Consider the following 18,446-nt stretch of genomic DNA (forward strand, 5'->3'; position numbering starts at 1 on the left):
GGTTCTGCTGTCCGGGCTGGTCAGGCGCCCGGCGGCCGCGACTCGACGAGCTCACCGGCGCGCTCCCCCGCCGACCGCTCCACGTCAAGTGCAGATTGCAGAATGATAACGGCTGCGGCCTGGTCGACGACAGACCGGTGTGTCTTGGTGCGTCGCCCCGCCGACCGGAGCTGCGCGTGCGCGGTGACCGTCGTCATCCGCTCGTCCACGAGCCGCACCTCGGCCGGCGCGACGGCCGCCGCGAGCCGCACCGCGAACTCGCGCGCGTCGGCGGTCGCCGCCCCCTCCGCGCCGGACAAGTGCCGGGGCAGCCCCACGTACACGACCGCCGCGAACCGCTCCTCGACCTCCGCCGCGATCCGCGCGACGTCGGCGGTCACGGCGGGCCCGCCGTCGGCGGCGCGCGGCACCTCGAGCACGCGCGGCACCGTCTCCACCGGCGTCGCGATCAGGCCGTCGGGGTCGCTGCCCGCGAGCCCGATGCGCGCCTTGCCGACGTCCACGCCGAGCCGCGCGCCCCGCGGCAGCCCGCGGGGCGCGCCCTGCTCGGGCACCGACGGAGCGGTCACGCGCCCGCCCGGGCCGCGCTGACGCCCTCCGCCACGCCGGCGAGCGCGGCGGGCAGCGCCGCCGCGTCGGAGCCGCCGCCCTGCGCCAGGTCGGGCTTGCCCCCGCCGCCGCCGCCGAGGGTCGTGGCCGCGGCCTTGACGAAGTCGCCGGCCCGCAGGCCCGCGTCGCGCGCGCCCGCGTTGGTCGCGACGACCACCAGCGGGCGGCCACCCGCGACGCCGCCGACCGCGACGAGCGCCGGCTCGGCGTCGCCGAGGCGGCCGCGCACCTCCAGCGCGAGGGCGCGCAGGTCGTCCGCCGACGCCACCTCGCCCGCGTCGTGCGCCACGACCCGCACGTCGCCGACGCGCGACGCCTCGGCCGCGAGCGCCCCGGCACCCGCGAGGATGCGGGCCTGACGCATCCCCGCCAGCTCCTTCTCGGTCTCCTTCAGGCGCGACAGCAGCGAGCCGACCCGGTCGGCGAGCTCGTCGGGCCGCGCCCCGAGCAGGCCGGTGAGCTGGCCGACCAGGGCATGCTCCTTGGCCTGGAAGCCGTACGCCCCGTCTCCGACGAGGGCGTCGACGCGCCGCACGCCGGAGCCGATCGACGACTCGCCGAGCAGCGCGACGCGGCCGACCTCGCCGGTCGCCTTCACGTGCGTGCCGCCGCACAGCTCGCGGGACCAGTCCCCGCCGATCGAGACGACGCGCACGCGGTCGCCGTACTTCTCGCCGAACAGCGCCATCGCCCCGAGCTCGCGGGCCTGCGCCAGCGACATCACGGAGTCGGTGACCTCGAGGTTGTCCACGAGGCGCTCGTTCACGCGCTCCTCGATGTCCCCGAGTGCGGAGGAGTCCACGGCCGTGGGCGAGCGGAAGTCGAAGCGCACCCGGCTCGGGGCGTTCTCCGAGCCGGCCTGCGTGCGGTCCTGGCCGACGAGCTCGTGCAGTGCCTTGTGGATCATGTGCGTGGCCGAGTGGGCGCGGCTGATCGCGACGCGCCGGGACACGTCGATCGTCGCGAGGCCCGGGTCGCCCAGCGCGACGGTGCCCTCGACCAGGCGGCCGCGGTGCACGGACAGGCCCTTGACCGGGCGCTGCACGTCGTCCACCTCGATCGTGGCGCCGCCGTCGAGCACGATCGTGCCCTGGTCGGCGAGCTGACCTCCGGCCTCGGCGTAGAACGGCGTGCGGTCCAGCACGACCTCGACGTCGGCCGGGGCGGTGGCGGCCGGCGTCGGGACGCCGTCGACCAGCAGCCCGGCCACCGTGACGGTGGACTCGCGGTCGGTGTACCCGAGGAACTCCACCGGCGCGGCGAGCTCGTGCGACAGCGACTCGTACGCGCGCAGGTCGGCGTGCCCGGTCTTCTTGGCCAGGGCGTCCGCGCGGGCGCGCTGCTTCTGCTCCGCCATGAGGTCGCGGAACGCCTTCTCGTCCACCTGCACGCCCTGCTCGGCCGCCATCTCGAGCGTGAGGTCGATCGGGAAGCCGTACGTGTCGTGGAGCTGGAAGGCCGCGGCGCCGCCGAGCACCGGCGCGCCGCCGTCGGCCGACGCCTTGGCGCGCCCCACGGCGGTGTCGAGGATCGTCGTGCCCTGGGCGAGCGTCCGGCGGAACGCGTCCTCCTCGGCGTACGCGACGTCGCTGATGCGGCCGAACTCGGCCTCGAGCTCCGGGTAGGAGGCCTTCATCGCGTCCTTGGACACCGGCAGCAGGGACGGCAGCGCGACCTCGTCCACGCCGAGCAGGCGCACGGAGCGCACGGCGCGGCGGATCAGGCGGCGCAGCACGTAGCCGCGGCCCTCGTTGGACGGGCGCACGCCGTCGCCGATAACCATGAGCGACGAGCGCACGTGGTCGGCGACGACGCGCATGCGCACGTCGTCCTCCGGGTCCGCGCCGTAGCGCTTGCCGGTCAGCTCCTCCACCCGCGTGATGACGGGGAAGACCTCGTCGATCTCGTACAGGTTCTGCTTGTCCTGCAGCAGGTAGGCGATGCGCTCCAGGCCGGCGCCCGTGTCGATGCTCTTGTGGTCCAGCTCGCCGAGCAGCGGGTAGTTCTTGCCCTGCCCCTCGCCGCGCACGAACTGGTCGAACACGAGGTTCCAGATCTCCAGGTAGCGGTCGCCGCCCGGGTCCACGGTGCCGCCGACGGCGTCGGGCCCGTAGGCCGGGCCGCGGTCGTAGTGCCACTCCGCGCAGGGACCCGCCGGGCCGGGCTGGCCGGTGTCCCAGAAGTTCTCCTCGCGCGGCAGCCGCACGATGTGCTTCGGGTCGAGGCCCACGCCCTTCGTCAGCGCGTCGTAGGCCTCGGTGTCCTGCTCCCAGAGCGTGACCCAGAGCCGGTCGCCGTCGAGCCCGTAGCCGCCCTGCGACTGCTCGGACGTGAGCAGCTCCCAGGCGAAGTCGATGGCCTCGCGCTTGAAGTAGTCGCCGAAGGAGAAGTTGCCGTTCATCTGGAAGAACGTGCCGTGCCGCGTGGTGCGGCCGACGTTCTCGATGTCGTTGGTGCGGATGCACTTCTGCACGCTCGCGGCCCGCGGCCACGGCGCCTGCTCGGTGCCCAGGATGTACGGGATGAACGGCACCATGCCGGCGATGGTGAACAGGATCGACGGGTCCGGCGACACGAGCGGGGCGCTCGGCACGATGGCGTGCCCCTTGGACTCGAAGTAGTCGAGCCAACGCTTGCGGATCTCAGCGGTGCGCATGGTGTCCTTCGATGATGTCGAGCCGGTGCGGCTGGTGACTGACGTGACGGTGGCGGGAGCGGCGGGAGGCCGCCGGGGTGGCCGCACCTATTGTCCCGCCCGTCGGTGGATGGTCGGTAAGAGATTTCTCAGAACGAGTAGCCGAGCTCGGCCTCGTCCGCGGCGATCTCCGCCTCCGGGTCGGGAGCGGCGTGCCGGGGGTGGGCCGCGCCCCCGGCACGCAGGTCGGCGGCACGCAGCCCGCTCGCGCGGACGTCGTCCGGGTCCGGCTGCCCCTCGGCGAGCAGCGCCGCGGTCAGCTCCGCCTCCCGGGCGCTGCGGGCCTGCGTGAACTCGCGCCGGAACGTGGCGACGAACGTCTCCGCGCGCCGGCCGGCGTCCTGCGCCGCCTTCTCCGCGCGGTCGACGACGGCCTCCGGCGCGTACCGGGCGACGACCTTGCGCCCCTGCCGGATCACCACGACGGTCACGGTGACGCCGACGCCGACCCAGAACAGCCGGCGGATCATCGCGTCGCCTTCCCGTCACCGCGGCTCGAGCGCGCCGCGCCGGCGAACGCCTGGCGCACGCCGTAGGAGAAGGCCGCGACCTTCACCAGCGGGCGGCCGAGCGTCGAGGCGTACAGGCCCGCCAGGGCCGACACGTTCTCGCTCACCTGGGCGGCGGACGTGGTGATGGTGTCGACCTTGACGAGCTGGTCGTTGGTGGAGGCCACCGTGGTGGCCGCCTCGTCGAGGATCGGCACGGAGTGCTCCGTGACCTCGCGGATGGAGCGCGTCGCCTCGTCGAGCACGCGCCCCAGCTTCACGAGCGGGATCGCGAGCAGCCCCACGAGCAGCACGAACGCGACGGCCGCGATGAGCCCGGCCACGTCACCCATCGACATCAGATCTCTCCTCGCACAGGCGTCAGACGGTCGGTCGTCACCCTATCCCGGGCGACCACCGGTGAAACGGCAGACGCCCCGCCCCCCGCGACGCGGGTGACGGGGCGTCCTCAGCTGCGGACTTCTCAGCTGCGATGCGCGGGGTCAGCGCGCGTAGAACTCGACCACGAGCTGCACCTCGCAGGTCACGGGGACCTCGGCGCGCTTCGGCTTGCGGGTCAGCGTGGCCGACAGCTTCTCGAGGTTTACCTCGAGGTAGCCCGGGAGGGTCGGCAGCACGTCGCGGTGGGCGCCGGCGGCGGCGACCTGGAACGGCGTGGTGGTCTGCGACTTCGGCTTGACCTGGACGGTCTGGCCGGGCTTCACGCGGAACGACGGACGGTCGACGATCTTGCCGTCCACCAGGATGTGACGGTGCGTCACGGCCTGGCGGGCCTGCAGCATGGTGCGGCCGAAGCCGGCGCGCAGCACGAGCGCGTCGAGGCGCGTCTCGAGGTCCTCGACCATGACCTCACCGGTCAGGCCCGGGTGCTTGCGGGCGTCCTCGTAGACCTTGAGGAGCTGCTTCTCGCGCAGCATGTACTGGGCGCGCAGGCGCTGCTTCTCGCGGAGGCGGACCGCGTAGTCCGACTCGGTGCGACGGCGGGCGCGGCCGTGCTCACCCGGGGGGTACGGGCGCTTCTCGAAGTGGCGGACGGCCTTCGGGGTCAGCGCGAGGCCGAGCTTGCGGCTCAGGCGGACCTGGCGGCGCGACTTGGTGACAGCGGTCACTGGTTGCTTCCTGTCCTGTGGTGATGGATGAGGTCACACCCGAAGCCGGCCCACGAGGGGAAGGTCGGGTGCGGGACCAGCCGATGGAGCTCGCGGCACCGGGGGTGCAGCACGCTCACGGGGCCGAGGTCCCAGGCGTTCGCCGAAAAACGGCAACCGCAGCATCCTATCGCATCCCGGCCGCGCTCCACCGCGGCGCCGGTCACCCCTCCGGAGCGGCGACGTCGAGCAGGTCGATCCCCCGGCCGGCCGCCTCCGCGACGAGGATGCGGCTCAGGATCCGCGCCAGGGCCGCCCGGTCGTCGTCGTCGACGGCGTCGAGGAGGGAGCCCACCGCCGCCGCGTACCCCGCGGTCGCCTCGGTCACGAGCCGTCGCCCCTCGGGCAGCAGCCGCACCCGGGTCGCCCGACCGTCCCCCGGGTCGCGCTCCCGCGCGACCAGGTCACGCCGTTCCGCCCGTTGGACGAGACCGCTGACGCTCGCCTTGTCGAGGCCCAGCGCCGCGCCGAGCTCGGTCATGGTCGGCACGCGGTCCCGCAGCACTCCGAGCATCCGTGCCTGGACGAGCGACATCCCGGCCTCGCCGGCGCGCCGGTCGATGTCCGCGTGGACGAGGAACGCCAGCTGGGCGATGCCGTCCACGACGTCGAGCTCTCCCGCCCGCCCCTGCGCCCGCTCCCGGGGCCTCGCATCGGCCATGTCGCCCTCCCGTTGCACTAGTTCGTGTCACGAACTATATTGGTTCGTATCGCGAACCACTCTACGTCCTCAGGAGAAGTCATGGGTCAGATGCACGCCGCCGTCGTCACGTCGTTCGACGAGCCCCCGCACGTCCGCGCCGTCGAGGCGCCGCGCCCCCGCGCAGGCGAGGAGGTCGTCGACGTCCTCGCGGTCGGCCTGCACCCCCGCGTCCGGTCCGGTGCCGCCGGCGCTCACTACACGAGCAACGGCCGCCTGCCGATGATCCCCGGGATCGACGGCGTGGGCCGCCGGGCCGACGGCCGCCTCGTCTACTTCGCCACGGACGACGACGTCGCCGGGACGCTGAGCGAGCAGGCCGCCGTCGACCCGCGGCGCGCCGTCGAGCTCCCCGCCGACGCCGACCCCGTGGCGGTCGCCGCCGCGATGAACCCCGCGATGTCCTCCTGGGTCGCGCTGCGCCGGCAGGCCGAGCTCCAGCCCGGCCAGAGCGTGCTCGTGCTCGGCGCCACCGGCAACGCCGGCGCCATGGCGGTCCGGGTCGCCCGGCTCCTGGGCGCCGGGCGCGTCGTGGGCGCCGGCCGGGACCAGGCGCGGCTCTCGGCGCTCCGCGACCTGGGCGCGGACGACGTCGTCCGCATCACCGACGACCTCGACGCCACGGCCGACGCCCTCGCCGCCGCCGCGGCCGACATCGACGTGGTGCTCGACTACCTCTGGGGGCCGCCGACGCGCCACGCGATCCCGGCGCTGCTGCGGGCCCGCTCGGACCGCAGCGCTCCGCTGCGGTGGGTGGAGATCGGCGCCGTCGCGGGCGACACGATCGAGCTGCCGGCGGCCGCCCTGCGGTCGGCCAACCTGCGGCTGCTCGGCAGCGGCCAGGGCTCCGTGTCCGGGCGTCGTTACCTCGCCGAGCTGCCCGCGCTCGTGGCGGAGATCACCGCGGGCCGGATCGCAGTCCGCACGCGCACCGTCCCGCTGGCCGACGCCGAGGCCGCGTGGTCACGGCCGGACGAGCCGGGGACCCGCACCGTCCTCGTGCCCTGACCGCACACGACGGGATCACGCACCGTCGAGGATCTGCCGGATGCGCTCGAGCCGGTCGGTCACCTGCTTCTCGAAGCCGCGGTCGCTCGGGTCGTAGTACCGCCTCCCGGCGAGCTCGTCGGGCAGGTACTGCTGCGCGGCGATCGCGTGCGGGGCGTCGTGCGCGTACCGGTAGCCCGCGCCGTGCCCGATCTTCTCCGCGCCGGCGTAGTGCGCGTCGCGCAGGTGCGCCGGCACGACCCCGACCTTGCCGGCGCGCACGTCCGCGAGCGCCGCGTCGATCCCGGCGTAGGCCCGGTTGGACTTGGGCGCGGTCGCGAGGTGCACCACCGCCTCCGCGAGGACGATCCGGCCCTCGGGCATGCCGATGAGCTGGACGGCCTGCGCCGCGGCCACGGCCGTCTGCAGCGCGGACGGGTCGGCCATGCCGACGTCCTCGGCTGCGGAGATGACCAGGCGGCGTGCGATGAAGCGCGGGTCCTCCCCCGCGGCCACCATGCGCGCCAGGTAGTGCAGCGCGGCGTCGACGTCGGAGCCGCGGATGGACTTGATAAACGCGGAGACGACGTCGTAGTGCTGGTCGCCGTCGCGGTCGTAGCGCACGGCGGCGACGTCGACGGCGCGCTCGACCGTGTCCAGGTCCACCGCCACGGGCTCGTCGCGCCCGGGGCCGGCGTCCGCGAGGGCGGCGCCCGCCGCGGCCTCGAGGATGGTCAGGGCCTTGCGCGCGTCCCCGCCGGCCATCCGCACGAGCTGGTCCTCGGCGTCGTCGGCGAGCGCGACGGCGCCCCCGAGCCCGCGCTCGTCCTCGACGGCCCGGCGCACGAGGGCGCGCACGTCGTCGGCGGTGAGCGGCTTGAGGGTGAGCAGCAGCGAGCGGCTCAGCAGCGGGGAGTTGACGGAGAACGACGGGTTCTCGGTGGTCGCGGCGACCAGGGTGACCCAGCGGTTCTCGACGCTCGGCAGCAGCGCGTCCTGCTGCGTCTTGGAGAAGCGGTGCACCTCGTCGATGAAGAGGACGGTCTCCTCGCCCCCCGCCACGAGCCGGCGGCGGGCGTCCTCGATCACCTGCCGCACGTCCTTGACCCCCGCCGTCACGGCGGAGAGCTCGACGAACCGACGCCCCGACACGGTGGCCACCAGGTAGGCGAGCGTGGTCTTGCCGACGCCGGGCGGGCCCCAGAGGATCACGGAGCCCGGGGCGGCACGTCGCGCCGACTCGTCCGCCGGCTCGACGAGCCGGCGCAGGGGCGACCCCGGCACGAGCAGGTGGCCCTGGCCGGCGACCTCGTCGAGGGCGGCGGGCCGCATGCGCACCGCCAGGGGTGCGCTCGGGCCGGTGCGTCCGGTCGCCGGCGTGCCGTGCTCGCCGGTGATCGCGGCGTCGAACAGGTCCATGCGCCCCAGCCTACGGAGCGCCACCCACGCGCCGGGCCGGGGTCAGGGCTCCCGTGCTGTGACGTACCGCTCGACCGTCGGGGCGAGCCAGGCGACGACGTCCGCGCGCGACATCTCGGCGGCCGGGCCGAACCGCAGGACGTACCGCACCAGGGCCATCCCGAGGATCTGCGAGGCGACGAGGGTCGCGCGGCGGGGGGCGTCGGCGGGGTCGTGGCCGAAGCGCTCGGCCGCGGGCACGAGCTGGTCCCGGAAGACGCCTCGCAGCCGGTCCGCGCCGGCGGGGCTCGTCACACCGACCCGCAGCAGCGTGACCAGGACCGCGTCCCGCTCCCAGAGGTCCAGGAAGTGCGCCACGAGCGTCCTCCCGAGGTCGTCGGGGGCGATCGCCGCGGGGTCGGGGAGGTCGAGCGCGACGTCGACGACGCGGGCGAAGAGCTCCTCCTTGGAGCCGAAGTAGCGGATCACCATCGACGGGTCGATGCCCGCCTGCCCGGCGATCGCCCGCACCGTGGCGCGCTCGTAGCCGTCGGCGGCGAACCGCGCCCGGGCGGCGTCGAGGATGGCGGCGCGGGTGGCGTCGGAGCGCCGGGGCCGGATCTCGCTCATGGCGACCGAGTGTATGCCAACAGCTGTTGACCAGCTCGCGTCCCCGGCCTACCGTCGGAGATGTCAACAAGCGTTGGCACGATCGTCGCCCACCGGGAGGACTCCATGGACGCACGGACCGCCGCTCGCGCGGACGCCGACGTGATCGTGGTCGGCGCTGGCCCGACCGGCCTCCTGCTCGCCGGCGACCTGGCGACGGCCGGGGTCCGCGTCACCGTGCTCGACAAGCGGCCGCCCGGCCTGAGCAACCTCACCCGCGCGTTCGCGGTGCACGCCCGCAGCCTCGAGGCGCTCGACGCCCGCGGTCTCGCCGACGAGCTGGTCGCCACGGGCCGCCAGGTCACCGAGGTACGGCTGTTCGACCGGCTCTCCGTGCGCCTGGACGGCCTGGCGAGCCGGTTCCCGTACGTCCTGTCGACCCCGCAGTACGAGGTGGAGCGGCTGCTCCTGCGGCGTGCGGGGTCCGCGGGCGTCACGTTCCGGCACGACGCCCTCGTGACCGGGCTGACGCAGGACGCCGCGGGCGTCACCGTCGCGGTCGCCGAGGGGTCCGCGCCCGGCGGCCGCGGCACGCTCCGCGCGTCCTGGGTCGTGGGGGCCGACGGCGTCCGCTCGACGGTGCGCGACGCCGTCGGCATCCCCTTCCCCGGGGAGACCGTGATCCGGGCGATGATCCTCGCCGACGTCCGCCTCACCACCCCGCCGCCGGACGTCCTCACGGTGGCGTCGCGCGACGGCGCCCTGGGGTTCCTCGTCCCCTTCGGCGACGGCTGGTACCGGTTCATCGGATGGGACGGCGACCGGGACGTCGACGCGCCGGTCACCCTCCCGGAGGTGCGCGCGGTGGCGCGCGCCACCCTCGGGGACGACCTCGGCATGCACGACCTGCGGTACGCGGACCGGTTCGCCGCCGACGAGCGCCAGGCGCCGCGTTACCGATCGGGCCGCGTGCTGCTCGCCGGCGACGCCGCCCACGCGCACAGCCCGGCGGGCGGGCTCGGCATGAACACCGGCATGCAGGACGCGGCCGGCCTGTCGTGGCGGCTCACGGCGGCGGTCCGCGGCGCCGCCCCGGACGTCCTCGACGGGTACGAGGCCGAGCGGCACCCGGTCGGCGCTCTCGTGCTGCGCGCGAGCGGCACCATCCTGCGGCTCGCGACGCGCCCCGGGCCGGTGGCCGCCGTCGGGCGCAGCCTCCTGACCGAGGCCCTGTCGCACCTGCCGCCCGCCCGGCGACGCGCGGCGGCCACGATCTCCGCGCTGGGCGTCCGCTACCCGGCACCGCGCGGGGCGCACCCGTGGGCGGGCACGCGCGTGCCCGACCTCCCCCTCGTGCCGGGGGCGGAGCCGGGTGCCGCCGGCGGGAGGCTCGCGGAGGCGCTGCGCGGGGGCCGGTTCGTGCTCGTCGGCCCGGCCGCCGGCCCGCCCGCGGACCTGCCGGCGACGCCCGGTGAGATCGACCCCGGCGAGCGGGTGGTCGTCCGCCGCGGCGACGGGCGCGCCTCGACGCTGCTGGTGCGGCCCGACGGCTACCTCGCCGACGCCCGGTCTCCCGGGGCCCCGTCGAGCGGCCCCTGACGGCACCGGACGACCCGCGGGTCAGGGTCGCGAGCTCTCGAACTCCTGGACGAGGTCGTAGCCGAGCCGCCGGTACACGCGGTGCGCGGGCTCGTTGAGGGCGTACGCGCCCAGGGTGACCATCGACGCCTCGGCGAGGCCCGCCCGGGTGGCGGCCGCCGTCACCGCGGCGGCGATCCGCTGCCCGCGCCACGCGGGGTCGGTGCCGATCGACCCGAGGGCCCACGGGCGCCCCGGGACGCGGCGCGACGCGCCCGCCACGCCGCGCACCACGCCGTCGGCGTCGCGCCAGCCCCACCAGCGGGAGCGGTGCTCGTCGACGGGGAGCTCGCCCTGCGGGTTGGCCACCGCCAGGCAGGCGGCCGCCCCGGCCCGGCCGTCGGGGCCGGTCAGCTCGACGACCCGGTCCTCGCCCGGCTGCGGGGCGGGCGAGGTCGTGGTGCAGAACCAGTCCCAGGCGTCGAACGGCGGGCGGTCCAACGGGGCGGGGACGACGAGGCCGGCGGGCGGCGTGGAGCCGGACAGCGCGGCGAACGTGCCTCGCGGCATCGACGCCCGCACCACGGGCCCCAGGCCGCCGCCGGCGCGCCGCAGCTCCGCCTCGGCGGCCAGCACCAGCCGCGCCGCACCCTCGGCGTTCCCCACGGCCAGCACGCTCACGCCCGACGGGGCGTGGTCGACCGCGAGCGGACGGCCGCCGTCGATGCGCTCGCGCCAGCGCAGGCGCACCAGGAAGGCGTCGTCGTCGTACCAGGCGTGGCTGGCGTCCCACCCGCCGTGGGCGTTCTCGGCGACGACCACGGGGTGGTGCGCCCACCGGTCGGGCACGCTCGCCCCGGCCACCTCGGTGACCGGGGCGAGCGGCTGCGCGCGACCGTCGAGGTCGAGCGTCACTCCTGCGCGGCCTGGGGTGCGGCGTCCACCCCGGCCTCCTTGCGCTGCTCCGGCGTGATCGGCGCCGGCGCGTCGGTCAGCGGGTCGTAGCCGCCGCCCGACTTCGGGAACGCGATGACGTCGCGGATCGACGCGGACTTCGTCAGCAGCGCGACGATGCGGTCCCAGCCGAACGCGATGCCGCCGTGCGGCGGGGCGCCGAACTTGAACGCGTCGAGGAGGAAGCCGAACTTCTCCTGCGCCTCCGCGGAGCCGATCCCCATGACGTCGAAGACACGCTCCTGCACGTCGCGGCGGTGGATACGGATCGAGCCGCCGCCGATCTCGTTGCCGTTGCACACGATGTCGTACGCGTAGGCCAGCGCGTTGCCGGGGTCGGACTCGAAGGTGTCCAGCCACTCCGGCTTGGGCGACGTGAACGCGTGGTGCACGGCCGTCCAGGCGGAGTGCCCCAGGTCGACGTCGTCGTCCTCGCCCGTGGGCTTGAACAGCGGCGCGTCCACGACCCACACGAACGCCCAGGCGTCCTCGTCGATCTGACCCGTGCGGTGCGCGATCTCCAGGCGGGCCGCGCCGAGCAGCGCACGCGCCTCGGAGGTCCGGCCCGCCGCGAAGAAGACGGCGTCGCCCGGCTGCGCGCCGGTGGCGGCGGCGAGGCCCTCGCGCTCGGCGTCGGACAGGTTCTTGGCGACCGGGCCGCCGAGCGTCCCGTCCTCGCCGTAGGTCACGTAGGCGAGGCCCTTGGCGCCGCGCTGCTTGGCCCACTCCTGCCACGCGTCGAACTGGCGGCGCGGCTGCGACGCGCCCCCGGCCATGACGACGGCGCCCACGTACTCGGCCTGGAAGACGCGGAACGGCGTCTCGGAGAAGTACTCCGTCAGCTCGACCAGCGGGTTGCCGAAGCGCAGGTCGGGCTTGTCCGTGCCGTACAGGCGCATCGCCTCGGCGTAGGTCATGCGCGCGATCGGCGTGGGGATCTCGACGTCGATCAGCTTCCACAGCGCGGCCAGGATCTGCTCGGCCAGCGCGATCACGTCGTCCTGGTCGACGAAGCTCAGCTCCACGTCCAGCTGCGTGAACTCGGGCTGGCGGTCGGCGCGGAAGTCCTCGTCGCGGTAGCAGCGCGCGATCTGGTAGTAACGCTCCAGGCCGCCGACCATGAGGAGCTGCTTGAACAGCTGCGGGCTCTGCGGCAGCGCGTACCAGGAGCCGGGCGCCAGGCGCGCGGGGACCAGGAAGTCGCGGGCGCCCTCCGGCGTCGAGCGCGTGAGCGTGGGCGTCTCGACCTCGACGAAGTCGTGCTCGTCGAGCACCCGGCGGGCCGCCTGGTTCGCCTTGCCGCGCAGACGCAGGGCGTGCGCCTGGCTCGGGCGCCGGATGTCGAGGTAGCGGTGCTTCAGGCGCGCCTCCTCGCCGATCGTCTCGGTGTCCGCGAGGGCCGTGGACACCTGGAACGGCAGCGGCGCCGACTCGTTGAGCACGACGACGTCCTTGGCCAGGACCTCGATCTCGCCCGTGGCGAGGTTCAGGTTCGCGTTGCCCTCCGGCCGCCGGCCGACCTCGCCCGTGACCTGCAGCACGAACTCGGCGCGCAGCGGGTGCGCCACGGCCTCGTCGCGGATGACGACCTGGGCGATGCCCGAGGCGTCGCGCAGGTCGATGAAGGCCACTCCCCCGTGATCCCGACGGCGATCGACCCACCCGGTGAGGGTGACGGTCTGGCCGATGTGCTCGGCCCGTAGTGAGCCGGCCGTGTGGGTGCGGAGCACGGAGGGTTCCTTTCGTGACGGTGGGTGGGCGCGTCGTGCCGTCGGCCCGGTGCCCTGCCGGGGAGACGGTCGTGCCCGCGGGCACGACGTGGCGAGTTTAGTCGCTGTGCCCGGTCGGTCGTCCGCAGATTTCCCGCACCGCCCGACTCGGACAGTTGCCGTGGTCACAAACGACGACCCTCGCTACTCTCTCACCGGGCAGAGGGGGATGAGGAACGGGGGCTGACCTGCGAACGGACCGGGCTGCGATGACCCTGAGCGTGACCAGCAGATCGGCGGAAGCACCACGATGACTACCCGGAAGGCTGGATCTGTGACTGATCCCTTCGAGATCGCGCGACGTGCCGGATTCGAGGTGCTCGGGCAGGAAGGCACCGTCGAGGAGGTGCGCGACGCCTGGCGGGCGTTCTCGTCCACCTCCGCGGTCCCGACCGTCCGCATCGACGACGAGGACCCCGATCCGCTGGCGGTCGAGACTGCATGGTCCCGGGTCGCCGGCTCGAACGGTCTGGTTGCGCCGTCGGGCGAGTTTCTCCTCAGCATCAGCGCCACAGGGACTCACGCCCTGCCCTGGCTTCGCGTGAAGGCGGGCGCGGACGCTCGGGTTCTCGAGCTCGGGCCCTCCGACGGCGAACCAGACTTCGTGGCCACGAACCTGGGCCGGGACGTGTCGGTCGCGGTCACGTCCGAGGAGGACGAGACGTGGATCCTCGTCTCCTCTGCGCGCCCCGAGGAGAGCTGACCCACCATGACCGACGCCCCCCACGACCCGCCGACGTCGCTGGACCCGACCACGGCCGGGCGCGCGACCACGCCCTTCGGCACCGGCTCGGCGGCTCTCGCGGTCGCGCTCGCCGCGACGGACCGCGACGCCGTCGGGCGTGCCCTGCGTGACGACGCCGTCGTCGTCCCGATCCTCGAACGCGACGACGGCACCCCCCAGGTGCGGGTCTTCCCCGCCCCCGACGACGCCGCGCGCCCCTACGCCCTGTGCCTGTTCTCGTCGGCCCGCACGCTGCAGCAGCACCTCGCGGACGACCCGCTGCGCGCCTTCAGCCTCCGCCGGCGCGACTCGCTGCTGCCGTTCCTGCACCGCCACGGTGCCGTGCTCGACCGGGTCGTCGTCGACCCGGCCGGCCCGCACCCGATGACGCTGGGCGTCGACGAGGTGGTGGCGGCGCTCGGCCCCGGGCCCGACGCGGACCCGACGGGCCTGGCCGACGACACAGGCGCCGGCATCAGCATCGAGGGCCTGCACGCCATGGCGAGCGTGGACGAGCCCGGCGGGTCCCGCGGCATCGGCATCGAGCTCCACCTGCCGGACCACTGGGCGATGATCGACCTCGAGGACGAGACCCAGCGCGACCAGCAGATCCGCGCGATCGTCAAGCAGCAGGGGGCTGCGCTCGGTGACCGGGGCGCCGCGTTGCGCCGCGACCTGCGGGACCAGCTCACCGCGGTCGCGACCCGGGCAGCCGCGGCGGGCGGCCAGGTGATGGCCTACCTGGTGCTGCCCGGGGCCGAGGCCGCGCTCGCGCTGAACCTCACGCTCTACTGGCACGACCTCGGACCCGAGGCGGGGAGCGTCACGCACCTGCAGCGCATCCACGACCGGCTGCACCCGCGCCTCGGCCCGGCGGACGAGCTCACCACCACCGAGACGCTCTCCGGCCCGTTCCTGCGCCACGTCCGCGTCGCCCCGGGGTCGGCGGAGCTCGGCGGCCAGGACGTGCCGCTGCTGCTGGTCGACTACTGGGCCCCCGCGCCCGGGGCGCAGGCCGTCGCCCGCCTCGCCTTCTCGACGCCGCACGTCGAGATCCGCGACGCGATCCTCGGGCTCACCGACAAGGTCCTGTTCGCCACCGAGTGGCTCATGAGCGCCCCCGGCGACCTGGCCGAGCAGGCCGAGTCGGCCGGGTCCCCCGGCGAGCCGGCGCGCACCTGACCCCTCGGCGTGGCACGCCGTCGCAGGCCGTCGAGGGGCCGTCCCGTCCGCAGGGTCAGAAGAGCACCTGTTCGACCCCCGCGCCGGCCACCTCGAGCCCGCCGCCGTCGACGGGCATGCCGGCGAGCGCTCCCCCGAGACGGCCCCGGGTGCCGGGGTCTGCGGGCTCGACGATCGACCCGGCCGGGTAGTCGCCCTCGTCGTGGGGTCGCAGCTCGCCGGCGAACCGGCCGGTGGCGCCCGACCGGGCGCGGTGCCCCGAGGAGCCGAACCCGCGCTCGTCGAGCAAGGGCTCCACCCGGTCCCACAGCCACTGCCGGTAGGCCTCCAGGGCGTACGTGCCGCGGGCGAACACCCTCCCGTACCCCGCCACCGCGCGCGGGTGCTCCCGCTCGAGCCACTCCAGGTACCACTCCCGCGTGCCCGGCTTGAGGTGCAGCGGCACGACGGTCACGCCGGTGGCCCCGGCGTCCGCGATCGCGTCGAGCAGGCGGCGCAGGTGGTCCCGCGAGTCGGTGAGCCACGGCAGTACCGGAGCCACCATCACGCCGCACGGCAGGCCCGCGGCCCGGACGGCGCGGATCAGGTCGAGCCGCGCGCGCGGCGTCGGGGTGCCGGGCTCGACGGACTGCTGCAGCTCCTCGTCGGCGAACGCGAGCGAGACGCCGAGCCCCACCTCCACCCGCCGCGCGGCCTCGGAGATGAGCGGCAGGTCGCGACGCAGCAGGGTGCCCTTGGTGAGGATCGAGAACGGCGTGCCCGAGTCCGCGAGCGCCCCGATGATCCCGGGCATGAGCCGGTAGCGCCCCTCCGCCCGCTGGTAGGGGTCCGTGTTGGTCCCCAGGGCCACGGGCTCGCGGCGCCACGACGGCCTCGCCAGCTCGGTGCGCAGCACGGTGTCCACGTTCATCTTCACGACGACCTGGGAGTCGAAGTCACGCCCCGCGTCGAGGTCGAGGTACTCGTGTGTCGGGCGGGCGAAGCAGTAGCGGCACGCATGACTGCAGCCGCGGTACGGGTTGACCGTCCACCCGAACGGCATGCGCGACGCGGCCGGCACCTTGGTCAGCGCGCTCTTGGACATGACCTCGTGGAACGTCACGTCCGCGAACTCCGGCGTGCGGACGCTGCGCACCAGCCCGAGCCGCGCGAGCCCGGCCCGCTCGAGCCCGGGCAGCGCGCCGTCGTCCGCGGAGATCGCCTGGCCCTCCCACCTCATAGAGACATTCGAACACGCGTTCGAGCGTGTTGTCCAGCCTCCGGTGGGATCAGTCCCGCAGGCGCGCGACCGCCCGGCGGAGGCGATCGCGCCACGGCACGGGCCGGTCGCGCACCTCGGACAGGAGCACCTCCACGGTGTCCAGCGCGGCCGCGACCACCTGGCGGGGCAGCAGCACGTCCGGGTCCGTCCAGTCGTCCGGCGGCTCGGCGGGACGCAGGTCGTCGAGGTCGCCGTGCACCGTGACGTCCCGCTCGCGCAGCCACGCGACCCACGACGCGCTCCGCTCGGCCACCCACGGGTGGTCCTCCGGGCCCAGGGTGATCGCCGGCGAGCTCCGCGGCGCGAGGGCGTCGCCGACCACGATCCCGTCGACGAGCGGCGACAGCGTGCCCCCGCGGCGCGCGTCCTCCCCGAGGCGGCGGTTCAGGCGGCGCAGCACCTGCGCCTCCGGCACGCCGACCGAGGTGTTCGCCCGGTCGGCCTCGCGCGGCGCCCAGGCCGGGTCCACCTCGAGGGCGTCCAGGAAGCGGGCCCACAGCAGGTCGCCCGCGCCGCCCGCGGGTGGCGCGGTGACGACGTGCACCTGGGCGGCGGGCAGCCCGTCGGCCCAGGCCGTGAGCACCCGGGCCGGGTCGAACGCCGCCATGAACGCGGACCGGCCGGCGCGGGCGCGGTCGAGGTAGGCCCGGAGCGTCTGCCCGGAGCCGAACTTGAGCGTCTCCTGCCAGCCGCTGGTCAGCTCTCGCGCGAGGTCCCGCGAGGTGAGCACGACCCGCAGCTCCGCGCCGGTGGCGGCGAGGTCCGCGCAGACCCGCGCCGCCTGCTCGGGGGTCGCCTTGGCCAGCACCTCGTGGCTGAGGACGACGTCCCCCGCGGACCGGCGCACCTGGCGCAGCAGGCGCTCCCACGCGCCGTCGACGCGGCGGGGGTCGACGCCGTGGTCGGTCCCGGTGACCTCCAGCGCCGCCCAGTACTGCAGGCGGGAGTCGCCGAGGCGGCCGGCGGGGTAGTGCACGCCGTGCCGGCGCAGCTCGCGGCGGTTGGCGTGCAGGCGGGACTGGAGGTAGGTCGTGCCGGACTTGGGCGCGCCGACGTGCAGGTGGACTCGTCTCGGCATGACGCCACGGTCCCACACGGCGCTGTGCGCCCGCTGGCACGACCGCGCCCGACCATCCCCGACCGGGAACGGAATCAGGCGGGCACGGGCCACCGGAACGCCAGGGAGGCGGCGGCGCGCGCCGGGTCGCGCGGGGCCGCGAACCGCTTGAGGTCGCCGCGGAAGACCACCTCGCCGGGCACCTGGAGCAGGGTCTGCGGCCGCACCTTCCAGCGCGGGACGCCCAGGTCGCACACCCCGGCGCCGTGCAGCATCTGGTAGACGAACTCCGAGCAGAAGAACCGCCGGTCGTCCTCCGAGCCGCGGCCGAACAGCCCGCTCACGAGCCCTGGGGCGTTGTACGTGTACGTGTGGCTGTCGAGGAGGACCTCGGCCACCTGGGCGCAGACGGCCTCGCGCTGCTGCGGCGTGACCGGCACCTCGAGCACGATCCCGGGCAGCTCGGGCATGTGGCGATAGAGGTCGTCGTCGAGCCGCTCGCGCTTGAAGCACCCGACGAACGGGTTGGACGCGCGCCGGCGGCCGAAGCTGAACATGAGCTCGAGGTCGGCGTCGAGCGCCAGGGCCGCGTGGGTGTACTCGTCCCGCGTCGCGAGGCGGATCGTCCGGGACAGGACGGTGCTGCTGCGGGACAGGACGACGTAGATGCTCACGGCGGTCACCGTATCGCCTCGGGAGCGCCGTCAGACCAGGTCAGGCACCAGTTCAGGGTGAATCTCAGGGGCGCCTCAGGCTACGCGGGGGACATCCCCCTCGGGTGGCCCCCCGCTCAGTTCCCGGGGCCGACCCGGTCCACCCTGCGACCCGACGGCCGACCGGCCGCGCCCGACCCGAGGAGTCCCCCGTGATCACCGTGCAGCACGCCTTCAGCAGCTTCTCCGTCGACGACCTGGACACCGCCGAGGCCTTCTACCGCGACACCGTGGGAGTCGCCGTCCGTCGCACGCCCATGGGCCTCGAGCTGGACGTCACGGGCGGCGCACCCGTGTTCGTCTACCCGAAGGGCGAGGCGCACGAACCGGCGAGCCACACCGTCCTCAACCTCGTGGTGCCCGACGTCGCGGCAGCCGCCGCCGACCTGCATGCGGCGGGCGTGGACCTCGTGCGCTACCCGGGGTTCGCGCAGGACGCCGACGGCGTCGTGCGCAGCGACGACCCGCGCCAGGGCCCGACGATCGGCTGGTTCCGCGACTCGGCCCGCAACGTCGTCGCCCTCATCGAGTCCTGAGGGTCAGTGCGGCAGGA

Annotated in this window: 18 protein-coding genes; 5 read left to right on the forward strand and 13 right to left on the reverse strand. The window is 74.9% G+C overall.

Translation table 11 applies throughout. The features are described from left to right. Nucleotides 1–20: 20 nt before the first annotated feature. The 6 genes from ruvX to ACQFYA_RS11250 all read right to left on the reverse strand — a co-directional run bounded on the left by ruvX (nucleotide 21) and on the right by ACQFYA_RS11250 (nucleotide 5,622). Nucleotides 21–569: a Holliday junction resolvase RuvX gene (gene ruvX / locus ACQFYA_RS11225; protein WP_499124097.1), complete on the reverse strand. Its 549-nt coding sequence runs from the start codon at nucleotides 567–569 to the stop codon at nucleotides 21–23. Beyond that, complete coding sequence (alaS, locus tag ACQFYA_RS11230) at nucleotides 566–3,265, reverse strand: alanine--tRNA ligase (protein WP_499124101.1); 2,700 nt, start codon at nucleotides 3,263–3,265, stop codon at nucleotides 566–568. Before alaS ends, ruvX begins: the two co-directional genes overlap by 4 nt. A 128-nt stretch (nucleotides 3,266–3,393) precedes the next feature. Beyond that, a complete protein-coding gene (locus tag ACQFYA_RS11235; RefSeq protein WP_499124103.1) occupies nucleotides 3,394–3,774 on the reverse strand; it encodes a hypothetical protein in 381 nt (126 codons plus the stop codon). Further along, a complete protein-coding gene (locus tag ACQFYA_RS11240; protein ID WP_499124106.1) occupies nucleotides 3,771–4,151 on the reverse strand; it encodes a DUF948 domain-containing protein in 381 nt (126 codons plus the stop codon). The genes ACQFYA_RS11235 and ACQFYA_RS11240 overlap by 4 nt, the downstream gene beginning before the upstream one ends. Nucleotides 4,152–4,295: 144 nt before the next feature. Then, nucleotides 4,296–4,922, reverse strand: a complete 627-nt coding sequence (gene rpsD, locus ACQFYA_RS11245; protein ID WP_499124108.1) for a 30S ribosomal protein S4 — start codon at nucleotides 4,920–4,922, stop codon at nucleotides 4,296–4,298. 202 nt (nucleotides 4,923–5,124) lie between these two features. Beyond that, on the reverse strand, nucleotides 5,125–5,622 hold the full coding sequence (locus ACQFYA_RS11250; RefSeq protein ID WP_499124110.1) for a MarR family winged helix-turn-helix transcriptional regulator: 498 nt from the start codon (nucleotides 5,620–5,622) through the stop codon (nucleotides 5,125–5,127). An 81-nt stretch (nucleotides 5,623–5,703) separates the two neighbouring features. On the opposite strand from ACQFYA_RS11250, the gene ACQFYA_RS11255 reads away from it, so the two are divergent. Continuing rightward, nucleotides 5,704–6,669, forward strand: a complete 966-nt coding sequence (locus ACQFYA_RS11255) for a zinc-binding dehydrogenase (protein WP_499124114.1) — start codon at nucleotides 5,704–5,706, stop codon at nucleotides 6,667–6,669. Nucleotides 6,670–6,684: 15 nt separating this feature from the next. Here ACQFYA_RS11255 and ACQFYA_RS11260 read toward each other — a convergent pair whose 3' ends face one another. After that, on the reverse strand, nucleotides 6,685–8,067 hold the full coding sequence (locus ACQFYA_RS11260) for a replication-associated recombination protein A (RefSeq protein WP_499124116.1): 1,383 nt from the start codon (nucleotides 8,065–8,067) through the stop codon (nucleotides 6,685–6,687). A gap of 42 nt (nucleotides 8,068–8,109) precedes the next feature. After that, nucleotides 8,110–8,676, reverse strand: coding sequence for a TetR/AcrR family transcriptional regulator (locus ACQFYA_RS11265; protein WP_499124118.1), 567 nt, complete (start codon nucleotides 8,674–8,676; stop codon nucleotides 8,110–8,112). 105 nt (nucleotides 8,677–8,781) lie between these two features. Between ACQFYA_RS11265 and ACQFYA_RS11270 the strand changes: the two genes are divergently transcribed. Further along, complete coding sequence (locus tag ACQFYA_RS11270) at nucleotides 8,782–10,254, forward strand: FAD-dependent monooxygenase (protein ID WP_499124120.1); 1,473 nt, start codon at nucleotides 8,782–8,784, stop codon at nucleotides 10,252–10,254. Nucleotides 10,255–10,275: 21 nt separating this feature from the next. Here ACQFYA_RS11270 and ACQFYA_RS11275 read toward each other — a convergent pair whose 3' ends face one another. Continuing rightward, on the reverse strand, nucleotides 10,276–11,148 hold the full coding sequence (locus ACQFYA_RS11275) for a GNAT family N-acetyltransferase (RefSeq protein WP_499124123.1): 873 nt from the start codon (nucleotides 11,146–11,148) through the stop codon (nucleotides 10,276–10,278). Further along, the gene (aspS, locus tag ACQFYA_RS11280; RefSeq protein ID WP_499124126.1) at nucleotides 11,145–12,917 is read right to left on the reverse strand and encodes an aspartate--tRNA ligase; all 1,773 of its coding nucleotides are present in this window, start codon (nucleotides 12,915–12,917) and stop codon (nucleotides 11,145–11,147) included. Before aspS ends, ACQFYA_RS11275 begins: the two co-directional genes overlap by 4 nt. A gap of 289 nt (nucleotides 12,918–13,206) precedes the next feature. Between aspS and ACQFYA_RS11285 the strand changes: the two genes are divergently transcribed. Further along, complete coding sequence (locus ACQFYA_RS11285) at nucleotides 13,207–13,659, forward strand: hypothetical protein (RefSeq protein WP_499124128.1); 453 nt, start codon at nucleotides 13,207–13,209, stop codon at nucleotides 13,657–13,659. 6 nt (nucleotides 13,660–13,665) lie between these two features. Then, complete coding sequence (locus ACQFYA_RS11290; RefSeq protein WP_499124130.1) at nucleotides 13,666–14,862, forward strand: SseB family protein; 1,197 nt, start codon at nucleotides 13,666–13,668, stop codon at nucleotides 14,860–14,862. Nucleotides 14,863–14,917: 55 nt separating this feature from the next. Here the strand turns inward: ACQFYA_RS11290 and ACQFYA_RS11295 are convergent, their stop codons facing one another. The 3 genes from ACQFYA_RS11295 to ACQFYA_RS11305 all read right to left on the reverse strand — a co-directional run bounded on the left by ACQFYA_RS11295 (nucleotide 14,918) and on the right by ACQFYA_RS11305 (nucleotide 17,854). Further along, on the reverse strand, nucleotides 14,918–16,081 hold the full coding sequence (locus tag ACQFYA_RS11295; RefSeq protein ID WP_499124132.1) for an Rv2578c family radical SAM protein: 1,164 nt from the start codon (nucleotides 16,079–16,081) through the stop codon (nucleotides 14,918–14,920). Nucleotides 16,082–16,130: 49 nt separating this feature from the next. After that, nucleotides 16,131–17,201, reverse strand: a complete 1,071-nt coding sequence (locus tag ACQFYA_RS11300; RefSeq protein WP_499124134.1) for a hypothetical protein — start codon at nucleotides 17,199–17,201, stop codon at nucleotides 16,131–16,133. A 74-nt stretch (nucleotides 17,202–17,275) separates the two neighbouring features. Continuing rightward, on the reverse strand, nucleotides 17,276–17,854 hold the full coding sequence (locus ACQFYA_RS11305; RefSeq protein WP_499124136.1) for a hypothetical protein: 579 nt from the start codon (nucleotides 17,852–17,854) through the stop codon (nucleotides 17,276–17,278). Between the two features lie 191 nt (nucleotides 17,855–18,045). On the opposite strand from ACQFYA_RS11305, the gene ACQFYA_RS11310 reads away from it, so the two are divergent. Next, on the forward strand, nucleotides 18,046–18,429 hold the full coding sequence (locus ACQFYA_RS11310; protein ID WP_499124138.1) for a VOC family protein: 384 nt from the start codon (nucleotides 18,046–18,048) through the stop codon (nucleotides 18,427–18,429). Nucleotides 18,430–18,446: the final 17 nt, after the last annotated feature.

The organism is Promicromonospora sp. Marseille-Q5078, from assembly GCF_050315395.1.
Classification (GTDB): domain Bacteria; phylum Actinomycetota; class Actinomycetes; order Actinomycetales; family Cellulomonadaceae; genus Isoptericola.

Bases quoted from the DNA above. Each gene is read 5' to 3' on its own strand.
- alaS (WP_499124101.1), bottom strand. From the start codon at position 3,265: ATGCGCACCGCTGAGATCCGCAAGCGTTGGCTCGACTACTTCGAGTCC.
- ACQFYA_RS11235 (WP_499124103.1), bottom strand. From the start codon at position 3,774: ATGATCCGCCGGCTGTTCTGGGTCGGCGTCGGCGTCACCGTGACCGTC.
- ACQFYA_RS11240 (WP_499124106.1), bottom strand. From the start codon at position 4,151: ATGTCGATGGGTGACGTGGCCGGGCTCATCGCGGCCGTCGCGTTCGTG.
- ACQFYA_RS11250 (WP_499124110.1), bottom strand. From the start codon at position 5,622: ATGGCCGATGCGAGGCCCCGGGAGCGGGCGCAGGGGCGGGCGGGAGAG.
- ACQFYA_RS11255 (WP_499124114.1), top strand. From the start codon at position 5,704: ATGGGTCAGATGCACGCCGCCGTCGTCACGTCGTTCGACGAGCCCCCG.
- ACQFYA_RS11260 (WP_499124116.1), bottom strand. From the start codon at position 8,067: ATGGACCTGTTCGACGCCGCGATCACCGGCGAGCACGGCACGCCGGCG.
- ACQFYA_RS11265 (WP_499124118.1), bottom strand. From the start codon at position 8,676: ATGAGCGAGATCCGGCCCCGGCGCTCCGACGCCACCCGCGCCGCCATC.
- ACQFYA_RS11270 (WP_499124120.1), top strand. From the start codon at position 8,782: ATGGACGCACGGACCGCCGCTCGCGCGGACGCCGACGTGATCGTGGTC.
- ACQFYA_RS11285 (WP_499124128.1), top strand. From the start codon at position 13,207: ATGACTACCCGGAAGGCTGGATCTGTGACTGATCCCTTCGAGATCGCG.
- ACQFYA_RS11290 (WP_499124130.1), top strand. From the start codon at position 13,666: ATGACCGACGCCCCCCACGACCCGCCGACGTCGCTGGACCCGACCACG.
- ACQFYA_RS11295 (WP_499124132.1), bottom strand. From the start codon at position 16,081: ATGAGGTGGGAGGGCCAGGCGATCTCCGCGGACGACGGCGCGCTGCCC.
- ACQFYA_RS11300 (WP_499124134.1), bottom strand. From the start codon at position 17,201: ATGCCGAGACGAGTCCACCTGCACGTCGGCGCGCCCAAGTCCGGCACG.